The organism is Streptomyces olivaceoviridis, assembly GCF_014650115.1.
GTDB lineage: Bacteria > Actinomycetota > Actinomycetes > Streptomycetales > Streptomycetaceae > Streptomyces > Streptomyces olivaceoviridis.
This window is the reverse complement of the sequence record NZ_BMUI01000002.1, coordinates 74,418-92,275: the sequence shown is the minus strand read 5'-3', so window position 1 is coordinate 92,275 and position 17,858 is coordinate 74,418. Positions and strand designations below refer to the sequence as shown.

Sequence of the window (17,858 nt, the reverse complement as noted above, 5' to 3'; positions counted from 1 at the left end):
CGGACGGCGGGCCTTCACGCTCCAGCGGATCAGACGTTCGGCGGCACCCGGGACGGCCGCCCGGACCCCCGGGTCAGCACGTACCCCCCGATCCCGGCGAGCGCGGCCAGCACCGCGCCGATCCCGGTCCACACCCACCGGTCGGACCACCATCCGGAGGACCAGCCGTCGTCGGAGCCGAAGCTGGACAGCACGGCACCCTTCGCACCGTCCTTGTCCTCCTCGGACGTGACGGCGATCCCGGGGACGAGCGGCTTGCCCAGCGAGCCGTCCACGGCCGCCGCGCCGCCGATGCCCTTGGAGTCGACGCGCACCTCGGCGCCCACCGGCTTGCCGAGGTCGGCGGCGCCGAGGTCCACCACCGTCAGCCGGACGTAGTACGTGCCCGGCAGCGGGTCATTGGCCCACGGCTCCGCCCAGCCCCGCACCGTGCGGAGCACACAGGCCAGTTCGACCGAGCCGGCACCCTGCGCGGCGGTCCGGGTCTGGGCGCCGTACTGGCAGGACTGGCGGCGCCGCAGACCGTCGTACACGTCGAGCTGCCAGGTCTCGAAGCCGTGCGCGTCGGGGAGTTTCACCGTCGCCCTGACGGTGGGGCGCTGCCCGGTGTCCGCGGGGAACGACCAGTACAGGTAGTCGCCGGTGGAGCCGGAGGCGGTGGCCTGCTGCCCCTGGTCGATCTCGGTCGCCGTACGGAAGGAGGTGCCCGCCCGGGTGGGCGCGTCGCCGTCGGCGGAGGCGCTCGGGGAGGGCGAGGAGTCGGCGGCGGCCGGTCCGGCGGCCAGCCCCAGCGCCAGCAGGGCGGCGCCCATCACACGCGTGATCCGCATCAGTTCGTCCTCCAGACGGCGACCCGCCAGCGCGACAGCCAGCCCCACAGCAGACCGGCGAGGAAGCCGATCAGCACCAGCGTGCCGAGCAGCCACCAGCCACGGCCGAGACCGAACGCGGCCACGTCGTGGTGACCGGACGGCCCGTCCACGACGTCGACGGTCAGCTCCAGCGGCAGACCGGGGGTCGTCTTCACGCCGGACGCGGCCGAGAAGGAGCTGGTGACCTGGAGGCACACCGTCTCCGCGGGCGCCGCGTCGTCGTCGCTCTCCGGCCTGGGGTAGCGCAGACCGGTGGAGACGACGTCCGTACGGCCGGTGCCGGCGGCCTCGCCGCGGACGATCTCCCGGCCGTGCGCGGTCACCGCCCGCAGCAGCACACCGTAGTTCGGCTGGACGGCCCGGTCGTCCGCCACGCTCACCGAGGCGCGCAGCTCCTGACCGGGCTCGACGTCCACCTTGTACCAGCGCTGCTGCCCGAACCCGGCGCGGTCGGTGTACAGGCCGGACTTGAGCGTCGGCGCCTTCTCGCAGCGGTCCGCGCCCTCGGTGGCCACCGGCGTGACCACGGGCTCGGCCGCCCGGTCCACCAACTCGCCTACCCGGTCGCTCAGTTCCTCCTTGTGCCGCACGTCGGTGTAGGTGCCGCCGGTGGCGTCGGCGATGCAGCTGAGCTGGTCGCGGGTCTTGGCGTCCGGGACCAGGCCGAGGGTGTCGATGGTCAGCCCGATGCCCTTGGCGGCTATCTCCCGCGCCACCTCGCACGGGTCGAGCGGCTGGCAGGTGTCCTCGCCGTCGCTGATCAGGACGATACGGCGGGTGCCGTCACCGCCGTTCAGGTCGTCCGCCGCCTTCAGCAGCGCGGGGCCGATCGGCGTCCAGCCGGTCGGCGCCAGCGTGGCCACGGCCGTCTTGGCGTCGGTCCGGTTCAGCGGGCCGACCGGGTAGAGCTGCTCGGTGTCCTTGCAGCCCTCCTTGCGGTCGTCGCCGCGGTAGTTGGCGCCGAGCGTACGGATGCCGAGCTGGACCTCCTCGGGGGTCGCGTCCAGCACCTCGTTGAACGCCTGCTTCGCCGCGGCCATCCGGGTGCCGCCGTCGATGTCACGGGTGCGCATGGAACCGCTGACGTCCAGCACCAGTTCGACCTTCGGAGCGGCCTGGTCCGTCTCGTCGGCGACCGCACCGGCGGGAAAGGCGATCCCGGCCGTCAGGGCGGCGAGCAGAGCACAGACGCCCGCCGCCAGCCGTTGTCTTCTGATCATCGCCGGATCTTATTGATCAGACAGGCCGTCCTCCAAAACGACCGCCACCCCCCTGCCCCGGGGTGCCCGGGCCGCCCCTTCAGCTCCCGTCGTCCGGCGCCGGGGTCCCGAACACGCCTGCCAGGCGGGCCCGGTAGAGCGCGGCGATCGTGAAGCCGTCGGTGATCCGCCCGTCGGCCACCATCTCCTCCGCCTCGGCCGGCGTCACCGTGACGGCACGGTGGATCGCCTCGCCCCGCTCGACCGCGCCGATGCCGTCCACGGACGCCGCGTAGAGCAGGACCTCGTGGGCGAGCAGCCCGGTGTCGGGGTGCAGTTCGCCCAGCGGGATCACCTCCGTCGGCGTGGTCGCGATCTCCTCCCGCAGTTCCCGGGTGACGTTCTCGGTGGGTGTCGCGCCCGGCTCCCCGAAGCCGCGCACCACCTCCCAGTGCCGGCTCCGGGTCGCGTGCCGGTGGTGCTCGATCAGCACGACTCTCCTCTCGGGACCGAGCAGCGGCAGGACCACCACGCCGGGGGAGGAACCCGGGGGCGGCAGGATCCGGTCGTACAGGCCGAGGCGGCCGTCGGGGAAGCGCACCGGGTCGCGCAGGTACCACAGGTAGCGGCCGGCCGACACCACACCCGCCGGAACCGGCCGCAGCACGGCCCGCAGCCGTGCGCACAGGGCCCCGAACAGGCCGCCGCGACCGCTCTGTCCGGCCATGGTCACCTGGCGGCGGGCGTCGCGGATCAGCGCCGGGTCCGTGAGGATCCGGACCCCTTCGGGATCGTCGCGGAACCACTCCGGGACGTCCCGGCGCAGTGCCTCGTAACGGTTCATCGGGGGCCTCGGCAGGCTGGGCAAAGGGGTACTCCGGCTCGTCGGTCCGTCAGTAGTCGGGCAGGTCCTCGTTGTCCTGGGTGGTCGTCGAGGCGGTGCCCGCCGGAACCGGGCCCGCCGTGTCCCGGTAGCCGGGCAGCCGCCGCACCAGGTCGTGGAACTGCGCCCATTCTCGTTCACTCGCCAGTCGTACGGAGGCGATCTCGCGGGCGAACCTCTGTTCCTGCCGTCCGGCGATGTGGTTGCGCAGCACCAACTGCACCGAGCCGGTCAGCGAACCGCTCACCGTGAGCGGCAGGACAGTACCGGCCACCTCCCAGATGTCGTTGCCGCTGACGGCGGTGAACACGGCCGCGCCCACCGTGACGACGACCTCCACCACCGGGCGCCAGGGGGCCGGCCGGGCCTGCCGGCGCTCCCGCGCGAGCCGGAGGATCTCCTTGTTGAGCCGGACGTAGGAGTCGAAGACCTGCCCGACGCCGTCGTGGAAGGTCTCCGGCGCGGAGGTCAGCGCGCCGAACGCCTTGATGTAGGAGTTCCAGGCGGGGGTCTGCCGCAGCCGCCAGATGTCGTGCAGCGTCAGGTCGTTCACCGCCTGGGGCGTCAGGTGGTCCTGCACGACGGCGAAGGTCTGCTGCCGCAGGAACGTCAGCAGCCGCTCCGGGTCCTGGACGACACCGACGGTGGAGGACGTGGCCTCGCGGGCCTCCTGGAGCACCACGCGGCGCAGGCTGCCGACCGGTGTGAGGGGGTAACGCCCCAGTGCGTCGGCCAGGTTGACGTTGTAGATGAGGTCCAGGAGCTGTTTGATCTCCGCCGCGAAGGGCTTGGCGCGGTCGTACCTGCCCTCCGCCACGTTCGTGCCCGGGACGGTCACGAACTCCTCGTACAGGGTGTTGCGCACGACCTGCTGCCTGCGCACGCTGAGGCCGTTGCTGAACGCGACGACCTCGCCGAGCCGTTCGCCGAACCGGTCCGTGTCCTCGCGGGCCACGCCGACCTGCGCGGCGAGGATGTCGATGTCCTTGGCCGTGAGTCCCTGGACCTTCTCCGTGAACGGCTGGTAGAGCCGTATCCGGGTGCGGTTCAGGTTCTCCTGGTCGCCGGCGGAGTCGTCCCAGGACATGCGCACACAGCGCACCCGCTCGTCCGCCGACATGCCCGCCAGCGTCTCCTGCCAGGCGGTGAAGCCCTCCTGGCGCAGGTGGAGGTGGGCGGGCGGATCCTCGGCCGGGTGGCGTTCGCGCAGCAGGAAGGGGACGATCGCGCCCGAGGCGAGCAGCTTGCGGTGCGCCGCGCGGGCCTCCCCCTCCTCGACGAGGTCGCGGCTGATCGCGTCGTTGTTGTAGAAGTAGGCCCGGTTGATCACGACCTGGCTGGCGTTGATGAGGCTGCGGAAGTACTCGGCCCGCACCTCCCGCACGCGTTGGCGGTCGACCTGGTCCAGGGACTCCCCGCGTTCGATCATCTTCCGGGTGAGCTGCGCGGGGACCCATTGGTTGTCGAGCGACTGGGCGATCACGGCCCCCGGATCCAGCTGTTCGGGCTGGATCGGCGACATCAGGCTGTCACTGCGGTCGTCGTCGGTCATCTGCTGCTCTCGAAACTGTCGTGTCCTGACTGGCTCATCAGGGGTACACCGCCGGACGGCGCGTCGGAGAACAATGGCATTTTCAGTCACCGAACATGACGCGAAATCAGCCCTGGACCGGGAACGGCACCGTGCGGGGATGAGGCAGGGACGTCCAGATGTCTCCCGCCCGGTCGGGCGAAAGACGCATCAGCGTCAACGCCTTCGCCGGAAGCGGGTCCTCGCGCAGGGACGCCAGGTCCGGGCCGGACGGCAGGCCGGGCAGGGCGCCCCGCAGCGCGGCGCCCAGTGCGGGGGCCGAGCCGGCCGTGCCCGCCAGGGCCCCCGCGACCAGGGAGCCGAACAGTTTGCGGCGCAGGGTGGTGGCGTCGTCGGTGATCAGGCGGCCGGTGAGCGCGGGCGGGGTGATGCCGTGGCGGGTCAGGCGGGCCGGGCTGATCCGGATGTCGGCCAGGTCGCGGTAGACCAGGCGCAGCGGGGTGCCGTCGGCCGACAGGACGACCAGCAGGTTCTGGCCGTGGGCCTCCAGGGCCACGCCGAGATCCAGCAGCCGCAGGCCCACCGTGAGCGCCAGCCGGGCGAACGCGGCCAGCCAGGCGGGTGAGCCGGGCAGGGACGTGGTGGCGAGGGCGGCCACCGGGAGGACGTGTTCACCGGGACCGGCGTACACCTCCGGCGACTCCCGCAGCAGCGCGGCCAGGTCGGGGGAGTGGGCCGTGACCGCGCCCAGCGTGCGGGTGATGTGCAGCAGGCCGTCCGTGCGCGCCGCCAGGTCCTCGGCGAACGCGGACAGCGGCGCCGCGGCCCGCACCGAGTACACCGAGATGTCCCGCACCGACGACGTCAGCCGGGCGCTCAGCGCGGTCTTCACGTGCGGGCCGCCGGGCACCGCCAGCGTGCGCAGGGACATCAGCGGACGGGCGGTGCGCCAGGGGGCGTACGACCGCCCCAGCACGTGCGCGGCCTGCCAGGGGTGGACCGGCACCAGGATCCGGTCGCCGTCGCGGAGCTCGGCCGGCCAGTCACCGGACACCAGGCACCCGTCCGCCGGCACCGGAACCGTCCCCAGCTCCACCACCGGCCCGTGCTCGGGTGCGTACGCGAGCTGGTCCGCCACCGAGAAGCCGGGCCGGGAACGGCAGTTGGGGTGGTACGGGTGCCCGTCCACCACCCGCTGCTCCCACTCCCAGTCCCTGCCGCCGCCCCGCACCGGCCACTGCTTCGGGTGATCGGCGCCGGCCCGGGACAGCGCCAGCGAGGCCACGCTGTGCGCCAGCTCCGCGGCGAAGGCGGACGCGTGCGGCACCCCGAGCGCGGTCATCAGCCGCGCCGGATCGTCGTACCGCTCCCGGTCCAGCCGTACGGCGGTGACGTACGCGCTCGTGGCGTACGGATCCGCGTGCGGCCCGTGCAGGGTCCGCCCGTCGGTCAGGCGCAGGGCGAGGCCGTCCGCCCCGGACACCCGGCCGGACAGCCACGGCAGCGGCTCATGGGCCAGCGCCCGCCACAGCCGGGTCAGCACGGCGGCGCGGGCACCGGGCAACTCCGCCGCGTACCGGGGCAGCAGCGCGGGCCGGACGGCGGCCAGCTCCTCGGCGATCTCGGCGTCGGCGGTCGGGGGACGGTGCACGGTCGGCTCCTCGGGTACACGGGCCACGGCACGATTGTCCGGGACGGCAGCCATACTGATCGTCACCGGCTCCCGCAGGGCGCACCCGGCGTGCCCCGGGGAAGACCGCGGGCCCCCTGGACGAAGAACGAATGGATCGCGTGGACCTCACACCCCCCCATGGTGCCGTCGGCCGCCGTGCCGACGCGTACGCGACCGCGCCCCTGCTCAACTGCCTGCTGCGGGAGGTCGCCGAACCGCTCCCGGACGCCGGGGACCGCCGCGTCCACCGGCTGCCGGACGGCCGGCTGCTGCGGGTGCGCCCCGGTCGGCGCCCCGCCGACCCCGAGCTGTACACGGCCGGGGACTGGCGCCGCATCGGCCACTCGGAGCTGGTCAAACTGGTCGCCGAGGAGCTGCGCCGGCACACCGGACTGCCCGGCGGCGACCTGCCCGCCGAGATGATCGACAGCCGGGACGCGATCGCCGCCCTGCTCACCGCCCGCGCCCGGGCCACGGCGCCCGAGGACCCGTATCTGCGCTCCGAGCAGTCCCTGCTCACCGGCCACCCCCACCACCCGGCCCCCAAGGCGCGCGGCGGCGGCCCGGTCGCGTCCTGGCTGCCGTACGCCCCCGAGGCGCACGCCCGGTTCCCGCTGACGCTGCTCGGCGTCCGCGAGGACCAGGTGGCCGAGGAGGGCGACACCCGGGCCCTGGACGCCCTCGGCACCGCCCCGCCCGGCTACCGGCTGCTGCCCGCCCACCCCTGGCAGCTCGACCTCGTCGCCCGCGATCTCGCGCCCGCCTTCGCCGACGGGCGGCTGCTGCGGCTGGGCACGACCCCGTTCGACACCTGGCCCACGGCCGCCGTCCGCACGGTGTACGAGCCGCGCCGCGATCTGTTCCTGAAGTTCAGCCTGGACGTCCGCATCACCAACGACATCCGCCGACTGTGGCGCCACGACCTGCGGAAACTGCGCCGCACCGACACCGCGGTCCGGCACGCCTTCGCGGCGATGGGCCCGCCCGCGGCCTGGCTCGGCGACCGCGGCTACCGCACCGCCGCGTTCGCCTTCGAGGAACTGGCCGTCCTGGTCCGCGACGGGCTGCGCGGGCATCTGCTGCCGGACGCCACCCCCCTGCTCGCGGCGGGTCTCGCCGAGGGCTTCGACGGCAGCCCGCTCGCCGCCGCCACCGACCCGGCCGCCTGGTGGGAGGCGTACCTGCGGCAGGTCGTGCCGCCCGCCCTGAGCGCGTTCGGCGACCACGGGGTGGTCCTGGAGGCCCACCTCCAGAACACGCTGGTCGCCGTGGACGCGGCCGGTACGCCCGTGCAGGCCCTGTTCCGGGACGCGGAGGGCGCCAAGCTGCTGCCGGACGTGACCCGGGCCGCCGGCTGGGAGCGGCTGGTGTACTGCCTGGTCGTCAACCACCTCATCGAGATCGCCGGCGCCCTCGCCGACCACCATCCCGGCCTCGACCCCTGGCCCGCCGCCCGCCGGGAACTCGCCCGTCACGACCTCCCCGAGATCCCCGCCCTGCTCACCGCCCCCACCCTGCCGGGCAAGACCAACCTGCTCCTGCGCTGGACCGGCGCGGACGGCGCGGACGCCCGCTACCTGCCGCTGCCGAACCCGCTGGCCGGCGCCTGACCTGCCGTACTCTGGCCGGTGTGCTGCGCGATGTGACTGCTGTTCGATACGTGACCCCGCTCCACTCCGGCGGCTCCGTGCCCGGGGTCGTGGAGGCCGACGACGACGGCACCTACGTCGTGAAGTTCACGGGCTCGGCGCAGGGGCACAAGGCGCTGGTCGCCGAGATCATCGTCGGGGAACTCGCCCGCGCGCTCGGTCTGCGCTTCCCCGAGCTGGTCCTCGTGCACTTCGACCCGGCCATCGCCGCCGCCGAGCCGCACCAGGAGGTGCGCGAGCTGCACAGCGCCAGCGCGGGCGTCAACCTCGGCATGGACTACCTGCCGGGCGCCCGGGACTTCACCCCGGAGATCGCCCGGACCTTCCCGGTGGACCCGCTGGAGGCCGGCCGGATCGTCTGGCTGGACGCGCTGACCGTGAACGTCGACCGCACGGTCCACAGCTCCAACCTGATGGTCTGGCCCACGCTCGGCACCGCGCCCGCGCGCCTGTGGCTGATCGACCACGGCGCCGCCCTCGTCTTCCACCACCGCTGGGACACCACGGCCCCGGGCCGGCGGTACGACTTCCGGCACCACGCCCTCGGCCACTACGGCCCCGACGTGCGCGCCGCCGACGCCGAACTGGCGCCCCGGGTGACGGAGGAACTGCTGCGCGGGATCGTCGCCGAGGTGCCGGACGCCTGGCTCGCCGAGGACGCCGGGTTCGCCACGCCCGACGACGTCCGGGACGCCTACGTCGGCTACCTCCTGGACCGGGTCCGGCTCTCCCCCCAGTGGCTGCCCACCGACTTCCCGAGCCGCGAGGAACTGGCGGCCGAGGAGGCCGCCCGCACCGCGAAGACACAGGCGGGCCGCCCGGACTGGCTGAAGCGGGTCCCCGACCTGCACGGCAAGCCGGCGGCGGAACAGGACTGGTCGGTACACCTGGGCTGACCCGCCGGGCGGCCCGGGGGACGCCCCCGGGCCGCCCGGACGGGCAGGGCTTCAGCCGCGCAGCTGCCGGTACGCCGGCAGGGTGAGGAAGTCGGCGTAGTCCTCGTCGAGGGCCACCCGCAGCAGCAGGTCGTGCGCCTCCTGCCAGTGCCCGGCGGCGAAGGCATCCTCGCCGATCTCCTCGCGGACGGCGGCGAGTTCCTCGGCGGCGACCTTGCGGGCCAGCTCCGGTGTGGCCTTCTCGCCGTTCTCGAACTCGACCCCGGCGTTGATCCACTGCCAGATCTGCGAGCGGGAGATCTCGGCGGTGGCCGCGTCCTCCATGAGGTTGAAGATGGCGACCGCGCCGAGTCCGCGCAGCCAGGCCTCGATGTACCGGATGCCGACCTGGACGGCGTTGACGAGACCGGCGTACGTCGGCCTGGCGTCGAGGGAGTCGATCGCGATGAGGTCGGCGGCCTCGACGCGGACGTCCTCGCGGAGGCGGTCCTTCTGGTTCGGCTTGTCGCCGAGGACCTTGTCGAAGGACTCCATGGCGATCGGGACCAGGTCGGGGTGGGCGACCCAGGAGCCGTCGAAACCGTCGTTCGCCTCGCGGTCCTTGTCGGCGCGGACCTTCTCGAAGGCGACCTTGTTGACCTCGGCGTCCTTGCGGGACGGGATGAAGGCCGCCATGCCGCCGATGGCGTGCGCGCCGCGCTTGTGGCAGGTGCGGACGAGGAGTTCGGTGTACGCCCGCATGAACGGGGCGGTCATGGTGACCGCGTTGCGGTCCGGGAGCACGAACTCCGGCCCGCCGTCACGGAAGTTCTTCACGATGGAGAACAGGTAGTCCCAGCGGCCGGCGTTCAGCCCGGAGGCGTGGTCGCGCAGTTCGTAGAGGATCTCCTCCATCTCGTACGCGGCCGTGATGGTCTCGATCAGGACGGTGGCGCGGATGGTGCCCCGCGGGACGCCGAGGTGGTCCTGGGCGAAGACGAACACGTCGTTCCACAGGCGGGCTTCGAGGTGCGACTCGGTCTTCGGCAGGTAGAAGTACGGGCCCTTGCCGAGGTCGAGCAGCCGCCGCGCGTTGTGGAAGAAGTACAGGCCGAAGTCGACGAGGGCGCCGGGGACCGCCCGGCCGGCGGCGTCGGTCAGGTGCCGTTCCTCCAGGTGCCAGCCGCGCGGGCGCATGACGACGGTCGCCAGCTCCTCGTTCGGCCGCAGGGCGTACGACTTGCCGGTGCGCTCGTCGGTGAAGTCGATGTTCCGGGTGTAGGCGTCGATCAGGTTGAGCTGGCCGAGGACCACGTTCTCCCAGGTGGGGGCGGAGGCGTCCTCGAAGTCGGCGAGCCAGACCTTCGCGCCCGAGTTGAGCGCGTTGATGGTCATCTTGCGGTCGGTGGGGCCGGTGATCTCGACGCGCCGGTCGTTCAGCGCGGCCGGGGCCGGGGCGACCTTCCAGGAGTCGTCCGCGCGGATCGCGGCCGTCTCCGGCAGGAAGTCGAGCGTGGAGGTGCGGGCGATCTCGGCGCGGCGCTCGGCCCGGCGGGCCAGGAGTTCGTCACGGCGCGGGGTGAACCGCCGGTGCAGCTCCGCCACGAAGGCGAGCGCCGCGTCCGTGAGGACCTCCTCCTGCCGGGGCAGGGGCTCGGCGTCGACGATGGCCAGCGGGGACGGCGCTGGTGCGGACATGAGCTGTCACTTCCTTCAGCGGTGGCACCTGGTGCCAAGGGGCACGAACAGGACGGTGAGCGCCGACTGTGCGGACAGGCGCTTCTGATCAGTGGATAGTAGTTTCCTCATCGTGGAAGTTCAATGGTTTGTTGATGTCGAGAATCTCCGGGTCGAGGCAAGGTGGCGCCCGGTGCCACCCCGGTCACTGGAGGCGGCTCAGGTCGGCCTCCGTGTCGATGTCGTACGGCTCCGCGACGTCCGCGCACTCCACGAGCCGGATCTCCCCCTCGTGCGCCGTCAGGTAGGCCCGCGCCCCGCGGTCGCCGGTGGCCGTCTCCGCTATGCCCGCCCAGTGCGCCGCACCGAACAGCACTGGATGCCCGCGTACCCCCGCGTAGGCGGCCGAGACCAGGGAGGTCTCGTTCTCGCAGGCGCCGAGCACCCGGGCCGTCGCGGCCGGACCGATGCCGGGCTGGTCGACCAGGCTCACCAGGGCCGCGCGGACGCCCGTGCCGGCGAGTGAGGCGAGCCCCGCGCGCAGCGAGGAGCCCATGCCCGCCGCCCAGTCCGGGTTGTCCACCAGCACACAGCCGTCCAGTCGGGCGCGGTCGCGCACCTCGTCCGCCGCGGCGCCCAGCACCACGTGGATCCGCTCGCATCCGGCCGCCCGCAGCACCCCGACCGCGTGCTCGACCAGCGGCCGGCCCCGGTGCGGCAGCAGTGCCTTGGGGCGTCCGCCGAGCCGCCTGCCGCCGCCGGCGGCGAGCAGCAGTCCCGCGACGCCCCCCTGAAGATCCTGGTTGTCCGTCATGGGTCCTGCATACCCGACGGCCGTGGATTCGGCCGGTCTTCCGGTGCCGCTTCCATTGGGCTGAATTTCGGTCCGCGCTGTGGCGCTCCCGCACGGGGTGGCGTTTACTGGCCCGCGCACGAGGCCGTGGCAGGGGGGGAGGGCTGTGTTGCGGAGCTTGGGGCAGAGGCCGGTGACCGGCAGCGACGAGGACCCGAGGGTGGCGGAACTGCGGACCGCGGTGTCCCGGTTGCGCCGCGAACTCGCCGCGGTACCGGCGGACTTCCCCGACCGGGCGATAGCCGAGGACGAACTCGCGGCGCTGGCCGCGATGGCCGCCGGCGGCCTGCCGGAGACCCCGCGCCTGCGCGGCTCCCTGTTGCTGATCGCCGGCGCCATCGGCTCGATGAGCGCGCTGGCCCGGGGGCTGTCCGAGGTGTGTGACGCGGTGGACCTGTTCGGCGAACCGCCCCGCGACCGGGCCCCGCGGCGCCGGGACGATCCGGACGGCGGGGCCTGACCGTCCGCTACGGCCGCTCGGCGCCCCGGCAGCCCGATGCCGACGGCATGTCCCGGCAGACCTGGTCCTGGTGGGACTGCGCGGCGGCCCCGCCGAAGACGACGAGGCACACCAGGGCGGCCATGACGGCCTGGGTGGCCACCGTGACGACGGCACCGGCCCACGCGGCGATCAGGCCCGCCGCCAGTGCGAGGACGCCGACCGCGCCGGCGGCGGCCAGGTAGTTCCACAACGGGTCGGGCGTGACGGTCTCGGCCGTGTCGAAGGTCCACCCGGACAACACCCAGAGCCCGAAGACCACCACCAGGGCGACCAGCTCCAGGAGCACCAGCCCGCACCCGGCTCCGACGTCGGCACCCCGGTCGGCACGGCGGCGGGGTCCGGGACCGGCGGTGGCGTCGAAGGCCGGCGGGGAGACGGGGAGGTCCATACCGCCACCCTGCCCGCGGGGGCGGGAGGGGCGCATGAGTACGGGTACTCAGCCGGGCGTGAGCCGGGGTCCGCGCATGAGTACGGGTGCTCGGTCCCGGGCGTGAGCCGGGGTGCGGGAGCGGCCCCCGGTGGCCCGGTGCCGGTCGCCGGCGACAGGCCGCCATGCCGGGCGACCCGGGCGGGCACGTGGCCGCCGCCCTCGACGCGGACGCCCCGGGCGCCGGTCCCCCGCGTCGTCCCGGTCGGCCCCCGGCCGTCGGGCTCACCGTGGCGGCGCGGCGCTCGACGGTACCGGCCGGGCCGGCGCCGTACCCCCGTCAGGCCTGGTTCTGGCTGACCAGTGCCGCCGACAGTTCGTCGGCGATCTGCTGGAGCACCGGCACGATCTTGTCCGTGGCCGCTTCCGTGACCCGTCCCGCCGGCCCGGAGATGGAGATGGCCGCCGCCGTGGGGGAGTCCGGCACGGACACCGCGAGGCACCGCACCCCGACCTCCTGCTCGTTGTCGTCCACGGCGTAGCCCATCCGCCGCACCTCCGCCAGCGCCGCCAGGAACCCCTCCGGCGTGGTGATGGTCTTCTCGGTGGCGGCCGGCATGCCCGTCCGGGCCAGCAGCGCCCGCACCTCGTCGTCCGGCACCCCGGCCAGCAGCGCCTTGCCCACACCGGTCGAGTGCGGCAGCACCCGCCGGCCGACCTCGGTGAACATCCGCATCGAGTGCTTCGAGGGCACCTGGGCCACGTAGACGATCTCGTCCCCGTCGAGCAGCGCCATGTTCGCCGTCTCGCCGGTCTCCTCCACCAGCCGGGCCAGGTACGGCCGCGCCCAGGTGCCGAGGAGCCGGGAGGCGGACTCACCGAGGCGGATCAGCCGGGGTCCGAGGGCGTAGCGCCGGTTGGCCTGCTGGCGGACGTAGCCGCAGGCGACCAGCGTGCGCATCAGCCGGTGGATGGTCGGCAGCGGCAGCCCGCTCGCCGCGGACAGCTCGCTCAGCCCCACCTCGCCGCCCGCGTCCGCCATCCGCTCAAGCAGGTCGAAGGCGCGCTCCAGGGACTGCACCCCGCCGGCGGCGGAGGGCTTGGCGGAGTCGGTGGTGCTGGCGCTGGACGTCGGCACGGCGCGTTCCTTTCGGGACTGGCGGGAGAGCAGAAGCCTACCCGGCAGTCGGTTGACTCCCTGCTTGTACGTAGCTACGTTCTGCTTGCTGGAATTCTAATTCCGCCTTGTGGAAACGTCCAGACCCGGCGCCGCTTCGATGCTGCCCAGAAGTGTGCCTCTTGACGGCGGGGAACCAGGCGTGAAGACTCCTTCAACAGAACGTTGAAGTCCGTTACATGCGAGTAAATCCCGTTTCCTGGGCGTAAAACGGCGGTAGAGAGAGGGGTTCGGGTGTCCGACGCTGAACTGGTGCTGCGCTCCACGCGCGTGGTCACTCCGGAAGGGACACGGGCCGCCATCGTCACCGTGTCCGCCGGGACGATCACGGCCGTCCTGCCGTACGACGCCGAGGTCCCGGCCGCCGCCCGGCTGGAGGACGTCGGCGACCACGTCCTGCTGCCCGGCCTGGTCGACACCCACGTGCACGTCAACGACCCGGGCCGCACCGAGTGGGAGGGCTTCTGGACCGCCACCCGCGCGGCGGCGGCCGGCGGCATCACCACCCTGGTCGACATGCCGCTCAACTCCCTGCCGCCGACCACCACGGTCGAGCACCTGCGGATCAAACAGGACGTCGCCCGGGACAAGGCACACATCGACGTCGGCTTCTGGGGCGGCGCCCTGCCCGACAACGTCAAGGACCTGCGCCCGCTGCACGACGCCGGCGTCTTCGGCTTCAAGGCCTTCCTGTCCCCGTCCGGCGTGGACGAGTTCCCGCACCTCGACCAGGAGCGGCTCGCGCAGTCCCTGGCCGAGATCGCCGGGTTCGACGGGCTGCTCATCGTGCACGCCGAGGACCCGCACCACCTGGCCGCCGCCCCGCAGCAGGGCGGCCCCAAGTACGCCGACTTCCTCGCCTCCCGGCCGCGCGACGCCGAGGACACCGCCATCGCGAACCTCATCGCCCAGGCCCGGCGCCTGAACGCGCGCGTGCACGTACTGCACCTGTCCTCCGGCGACGCCCTGCCGCTGATCCGCGCCGCCCGCGCCGAGGGCGTCCGCATCACCGTGGAGACCTGCCCGCACTACCTCACCCTGACCGCCGAGGAGGTCCCGGACGGCGCCAGCGAGTTCAAGTGCTGCCCGCCCATCCGCGAGGCCGCCAACCAGGACCTGCTCTGGGAGGCACTCGCCGACGGCACCATCGACTGCGTGGTCACCGACCACTCGCCGTCCACCGCCGACCTGAAGACGGACGACTTCGCCACCGCGTGGGGCGGCATCTCCGGCCTCCAGCTGAGCCTGTCCGCCGTCTGGACCGAGGCCCGCGAGCGCGGTCACGGCCTGGAGGACGTCGTGCGCTGGATGTCCACGCGGACCGCCGGCCTCGTCGGCCTCGGCGCCTCCAAGGGCGCCATCGCCCCGGGCCACGACGCGGACTTCGCCGTCCTCGCCCCCGACGAATCCTTCACCGTCGACCCGGCCGGCCTCCAGCACCGCAACCGGGTCACCGCCTACGCCGGCAGGACCCTGTACGGCGTCGTCAAGTCCACCTGGCTGCGCGGCGAACGCATCGTCGCCGACGGCGAGTTCACCGCGCCGAAGGGCACGCTGCTCGCCCGCCCCCAGTGACCCACCACCGCACCCGGCCGACTCCCAGAGAGGACCCACTGATCACCGTGACGGCGATTGAGAGCTTCACCGGCGACGCGAACCCCTACGGAGGCGGCGACCCGTACGCGGACTACCGCACCGCCGACTTCCCCTTCACTCGGTACGCCAACCTCGCCGACCGGCGGCTCGGCGCCGGCGTCATCGCCGCCAACGACGAGTTCTTCGCCCAGCGGGAGAACCTGCTGGTGCCCGAGCGGGCCGAGTTCGACCCCGAGTACTTCGGGCACAAGGGCAAGATCATGGACGGCTGGGAGACCCGCCGCCGGCGCGGTGCCTCCGCCGAGCACCCGTGGCCCACCGCCGAGGACCACGACTGGGCGCTGGTCCGACTCGGCGCGCCCGGGGTGATCCGCGGGATCGTCGTCGACACCGCCCACTTCCGCGGCAACTACCCGCAGGCTGTCTCGGTCGAGGCCGCGTCCGTACCCGGCTCGCCGTCCCCCGGGGAACTGCTGGGCGACGACGTGAAGTGGACGACGATCGTCCCGCGCACCGCCGTCGGCGGCCACGCGGCGAACGGCTTCGCCGTCTCGGCCGAGCAGCGCTTCACGCACCTGCGGGTCAACCAGCACCCCGACGGGGGCGTCGCCCGCCTGCGCGTGTACGGCGAGGTCGTCCCGGACCCCGGGTGGCTGGCGGTCCTCGGCACCTTCGACGTGGTCGCCCTGGAGAACGGCGGCCGGGTCGAGGACGCCTCCGACCTCTTCTACTCCCCGGCCACCAACACCATCCAGCCGGGCCGCTCCCGCAAGATGGACGACGGCTGGGAGACCCGCCGCCGCCGCGACCAGGGCAACGACTGGATCCGCTACCGGCTCGTCGCCCAGTCCCAGATCCGCGCCATCGAGATCGACACGGCCTACCTGAAGGGCAACAGCGCCGGCTGGGCCTCGGTGTCCGTGCAGGACGGTGAGGACGGCGCATGGCGGGAGATCCTGCCCCGCACCCGCCTCCAGCCCGACACCGACCACCGCTTCGTCCTGCCCGAGCCGGCGGTCGGCACCCACGCGCGGATCGACATATTCCCCGACGGCGGCATCTCCCGCCTGCGCCTGTTCGGCTCCCTGACCGAGCAGGGCGCGAGCGGCCTCGCCGCCCGCCACCAGGAACTGGGCGGCTGACCCGGCGCCGACGCACGCGCGCGTGGGGCGCCCCGGCCGGACAGCACCGGGGCGCCCCGCGCGTCACCCGCGCGGACCCCTGTTCCGGGCCGCCGGAACTCTTCCCCGCTCCTTCCGCGTTCTGTCCACGTGACCCTTAAGCAAGAGATCGTCGGCAACGCCATGCAGATGGCGGTCGTCAACCTGCACCCCGGCCAGACCGTGTACTGCGAGGCCGGGAAGTTCCTGTTCAAGACCACGAACGTGACCATGGAGACGCGGCTGTCCGGCCCGTCCGGCAGCGGCGGGCAGCAGCAGGGCGGCTCGGGCGGCGGGATGGGCGGGCTGCTCCGCCAGGCCATGGGCACCGCCATGCAGGTCGGCCAGCGCATGCTCGCCGGTGAGTCGCTGGCCTTCCAGTACTTCACGGCCCAGGGCGGTGAGGGCACGGTCGGCTTCGCGGGCGTGCTCCCCGGCGAGATGCGCGCCCTGGAGCTGGACGGCACGCGCGCGTGGTTCGCGGAGAAGGACGCCTTCGTGGCCGCCGAGTCCACCGTCGACTTCGGCATCGCCTTCGCCGGAGGCCGCACCGGCATGAGCGGCGGCGAGGGCTTCGTCCTGGAGAAGTTCACCGGACACGGCACGGTGATCATCGCGGGCGCGGGCAACTTCATCGACCTGAACCCGGCGGACTTCGGCGGGCGCATCGAGGTCGACACCGGCTGTGTGGTCGCCTTCGAGGAGGGCATCGAGTACGGCGTCCAGCGCGTCGGCGGCCTCAACCGCCAGGGCCTGATGAACGCCGTGTTCGGCGGCGAGGGCCTGTCCCTGGCCACGCTGGAGGGCAACGGCCGGGTGATCCTCCAGTCCCTCACCATCGAGAGCCTCGCCAACGCCCTGAAGAAGGCCCAGGGCGGCGACAAGCAGGGCCCGACCGGCGGACTGTTCTCCACGCACGCCGGCTGAGCCGGATTTCTCCCGGGGCCGGCCGGACCGATGAGTCACGGGCGGACGCGGGGTCTGACCTGTCGACCGCAGACCCCGCACCCGGAAGAAGGCACCCGCCATGGGCCGGCTCGTCTCCACGATCTTCGTCACCCTCGACGGCGTCCACCAGGCACCCGGCGGCCCCCAGGAGGACACCTCCGGTGGCTTCGGCCAGGGCGGCTGGAGCTTCCCGCTCGCCGACGACGACTCCGGCAGGTACATCACCGAGATCTTCGCCCGCGCGAGCGGCTTCCTGCTCGGCCGCCGTACGTACGACATCTTCGCCGCCTACTGGCCGAAGGTGACCGACCCCGCCCACCCGATCGCCGGCAAGCTCAACGCCCTCCCGAAGTACGTCGTCTCCGCCACCCTCCAGGCACCCGGGTGGGCCGGCACCACCGTCGTCTCCGGCGACCTCGCCACAGAGGTCACCGCGCTGAAGGAGCGCACGGACGGCGAACTCCAGATCCACGGCAGCGGCGCCCTGGTCCGCTCGCTGCTGGACCTCCGGCTCGTCGACACCCTGCACCTGCTGACGTTCCCGGTCGTCCTCGGCGCCGGCCGCCGCCTGTTCACGCCGGGCACGCTCCCCACCCGCTTCACCCACCGCTCCGGCCACGTCACCGGCTCGGGCATCTCCCTCCAGACGTACGACCTGGCGGGCAGCCCGGAGTACGGCACGTACGACGTCCCCGAGAGGGCCTGACGAGCCACCGGCGCCGGGACGGAGCGGAACCGTGCCTGCCCCGGCATGCGTTCCGCGCCGTCCGGGACCCGGGGGAAGGGCACGTCGACCCCGGCGCGCGGAGGACCACGCGCCGGGGTCGACGGCGAGAACATCATGCGGACGCGGGCACCCGGAAAGACCTGGCCGGAAGATCGTCGCCGCCGGTACCG

Annotated in this window: 16 protein-coding genes; 7 read left to right on the top strand and 9 right to left on the bottom strand. The window is 73.3% G+C overall.

Annotation, left to right across the window (positions count from 1 at the left end):
* Window positions 1–29 precede the first annotated feature (29 nt).
* The 5 genes from IE273_RS04315 to IE273_RS04295 all read right to left on the bottom strand — a co-directional run bounded on the left by IE273_RS04315 (window position 30) and on the right by IE273_RS04295 (window position 6,136).
* On the bottom strand, window positions 30–830 hold the full coding sequence (locus IE273_RS04315) for a hypothetical protein (RefSeq protein ID WP_189813793.1): 801 nt from the start codon (window positions 828–830) through the stop codon (window positions 30–32).
* Window positions 830–2,092 (bottom strand): VWA domain-containing protein, encoded by a 1,263-nt coding sequence (locus IE273_RS04310; RefSeq protein ID WP_189813792.1) that lies wholly within the window; start codon window positions 2,090–2,092, stop codon window positions 830–832. Before IE273_RS04310 ends, IE273_RS04315 begins: the two co-directional genes overlap by 1 nt.
* 79 nt (window positions 2,093–2,171) lie before the next feature.
* A complete protein-coding gene (locus IE273_RS04305) occupies window positions 2,172–2,915 on the bottom strand; it encodes an NUDIX hydrolase (protein WP_189813791.1) in 744 nt (247 codons plus the stop codon).
* A gap of 49 nt (window positions 2,916–2,964) precedes the next feature.
* Window positions 2,965–4,506, bottom strand: coding sequence for a hypothetical protein (locus IE273_RS04300; RefSeq protein ID WP_189813790.1), 1,542 nt, complete (start codon window positions 4,504–4,506; stop codon window positions 2,965–2,967).
* A gap of 106 nt (window positions 4,507–4,612) precedes the next feature.
* Complete coding sequence (locus IE273_RS04295; RefSeq protein ID WP_189814167.1) at window positions 4,613–6,136, bottom strand: IucA/IucC family protein; 1,524 nt, start codon at window positions 6,134–6,136, stop codon at window positions 4,613–4,615.
* A 131-nt stretch (window positions 6,137–6,267) separates the two neighbouring features.
* Here IE273_RS04295 and IE273_RS04290 point away from each other — a divergent pair, with 131 nt between their 5' ends.
* Together IE273_RS04290 and IE273_RS04285 are read left to right on the top strand one after the other, a co-directional pair.
* On the top strand, window positions 6,268–7,767 hold the full coding sequence (locus IE273_RS04290) for an IucA/IucC family protein (protein ID WP_189813789.1): 1,500 nt from the start codon (window positions 6,268–6,270) through the stop codon (window positions 7,765–7,767).
* 20 nt (window positions 7,768–7,787) lie between these two features.
* Window positions 7,788–8,702 carry a HipA family kinase gene (locus IE273_RS04285; RefSeq protein ID WP_189813788.1) on the top strand — a complete coding sequence of 305 codons (915 nt, stop codon included), beginning with the start codon at window positions 7,788–7,790 and terminating at the stop codon, window positions 8,700–8,702.
* 51 nt (window positions 8,703–8,753) lie between these two features.
* Here IE273_RS04285 and aceB read toward each other — a convergent pair whose 3' ends face one another.
* Together aceB and IE273_RS04275 are read right to left on the bottom strand one after the other, a co-directional pair.
* Window positions 8,754–10,379, bottom strand: a complete 1,626-nt coding sequence (aceB, locus tag IE273_RS04280; protein ID WP_189813787.1) for a malate synthase A — start codon at window positions 10,377–10,379, stop codon at window positions 8,754–8,756.
* A 184-nt stretch (window positions 10,380–10,563) separates the two neighbouring features.
* Window positions 10,564–11,172, bottom strand: coding sequence for a nucleotidyltransferase family protein (locus IE273_RS04275; protein WP_189813786.1), 609 nt, complete (start codon window positions 11,170–11,172; stop codon window positions 10,564–10,566).
* 145 nt (window positions 11,173–11,317) lie between these two features.
* Between IE273_RS04275 and IE273_RS04270 the strand changes: the two genes are divergently transcribed.
* Entirely contained in the window at window positions 11,318–11,671 is a 354-nt protein-coding gene (locus IE273_RS04270) for a DUF5955 family protein (RefSeq protein ID WP_189813785.1), read from the top strand.
* Window positions 11,672–11,678: 7 nt separating this feature from the next.
* On the opposite strand, the gene IE273_RS04265 is transcribed toward IE273_RS04270, so the two are convergent.
* The gene (locus IE273_RS04265; protein ID WP_189813784.1) at window positions 11,679–12,101 is read right to left on the bottom strand and encodes a DUF6234 family protein; all 423 of its coding nucleotides are present in this window, start codon (window positions 12,099–12,101) and stop codon (window positions 11,679–11,681) included.
* Window positions 12,102–12,420: 319 nt separating this feature from the next.
* The gene (locus IE273_RS04260; RefSeq protein WP_189813783.1) at window positions 12,421–13,218 is read right to left on the bottom strand and encodes an IclR family transcriptional regulator; all 798 of its coding nucleotides are present in this window, start codon (window positions 13,216–13,218) and stop codon (window positions 12,421–12,423) included.
* A gap of 273 nt (window positions 13,219–13,491) precedes the next feature.
* Here IE273_RS04260 and allB point away from each other — a divergent pair, with 273 nt between their 5' ends.
* The 4 genes from allB (at window position 13,492) to IE273_RS04240 (ending at window position 17,667) form a co-directional block, all read left to right on the top strand.
* Entirely contained in the window at window positions 13,492–14,832 is a 1,341-nt protein-coding gene (gene allB / locus IE273_RS04255; RefSeq protein ID WP_189813782.1) for an allantoinase AllB, read from the top strand.
* Window positions 14,833–14,879: 47 nt separating this feature from the next.
* Window positions 14,880–15,995: an allantoicase gene (gene alc, locus IE273_RS04250; RefSeq protein WP_189813781.1), complete on the top strand. Its 1,116-nt coding sequence runs from the start codon at window positions 14,880–14,882 to the stop codon at window positions 15,993–15,995.
* A gap of 129 nt (window positions 15,996–16,124) precedes the next feature.
* Window positions 16,125–16,940 carry an AIM24 family protein gene (locus tag IE273_RS04245; RefSeq protein WP_078611843.1) on the top strand — a complete coding sequence of 272 codons (816 nt, stop codon included), beginning with the start codon at window positions 16,125–16,127 and terminating at the stop codon, window positions 16,938–16,940.
* Window positions 16,941–17,040: 100 nt separating this feature from the next.
* Entirely contained in the window at window positions 17,041–17,667 is a 627-nt protein-coding gene (locus IE273_RS04240) for a dihydrofolate reductase family protein (RefSeq protein ID WP_189813780.1), read from the top strand.
* Window positions 17,668–17,858 lie beyond the last annotated feature (191 nt).

Excerpts from the sequence above, each read along its gene's own strand:
- IE273_RS04315 (WP_189813793.1), bottom strand. The coding sequence starts at position 830 with ATGCGGATCACGCGTGTGATGGGCGCCGCCCTGCTGGCGCTGGGGCTG.
- IE273_RS04310 (WP_189813792.1), bottom strand. The coding sequence starts at position 2,092 with ATGATCAGAAGACAACGGCTGGCGGCGGGCGTCTGTGCTCTGCTCGCC.
- IE273_RS04305 (WP_189813791.1), bottom strand. The coding sequence starts at position 2,915 with ATGAACCGTTACGAGGCACTGCGCCGGGACGTCCCGGAGTGGTTCCGC.
- IE273_RS04300 (WP_189813790.1), bottom strand. The coding sequence starts at position 4,506 with ATGACCGACGACGACCGCAGTGACAGCCTGATGTCGCCGATCCAGCCC.
- IE273_RS04290 (WP_189813789.1), top strand. The coding sequence starts at position 6,268 with ATGGATCGCGTGGACCTCACACCCCCCCATGGTGCCGTCGGCCGCCGT.
- aceB (WP_189813787.1), bottom strand. The coding sequence starts at position 10,379 with ATGTCCGCACCAGCGCCGTCCCCGCTGGCCATCGTCGACGCCGAGCCC.
- IE273_RS04275 (WP_189813786.1), bottom strand. The coding sequence starts at position 11,172 with ATGACGGACAACCAGGATCTTCAGGGGGGCGTCGCGGGACTGCTGCTC.
- IE273_RS04265 (WP_189813784.1), bottom strand. The coding sequence starts at position 12,101 with ATGGACCTCCCCGTCTCCCCGCCGGCCTTCGACGCCACCGCCGGTCCC.
- IE273_RS04240 (WP_189813780.1), top strand. The coding sequence starts at position 17,041 with ATGGGCCGGCTCGTCTCCACGATCTTCGTCACCCTCGACGGCGTCCAC.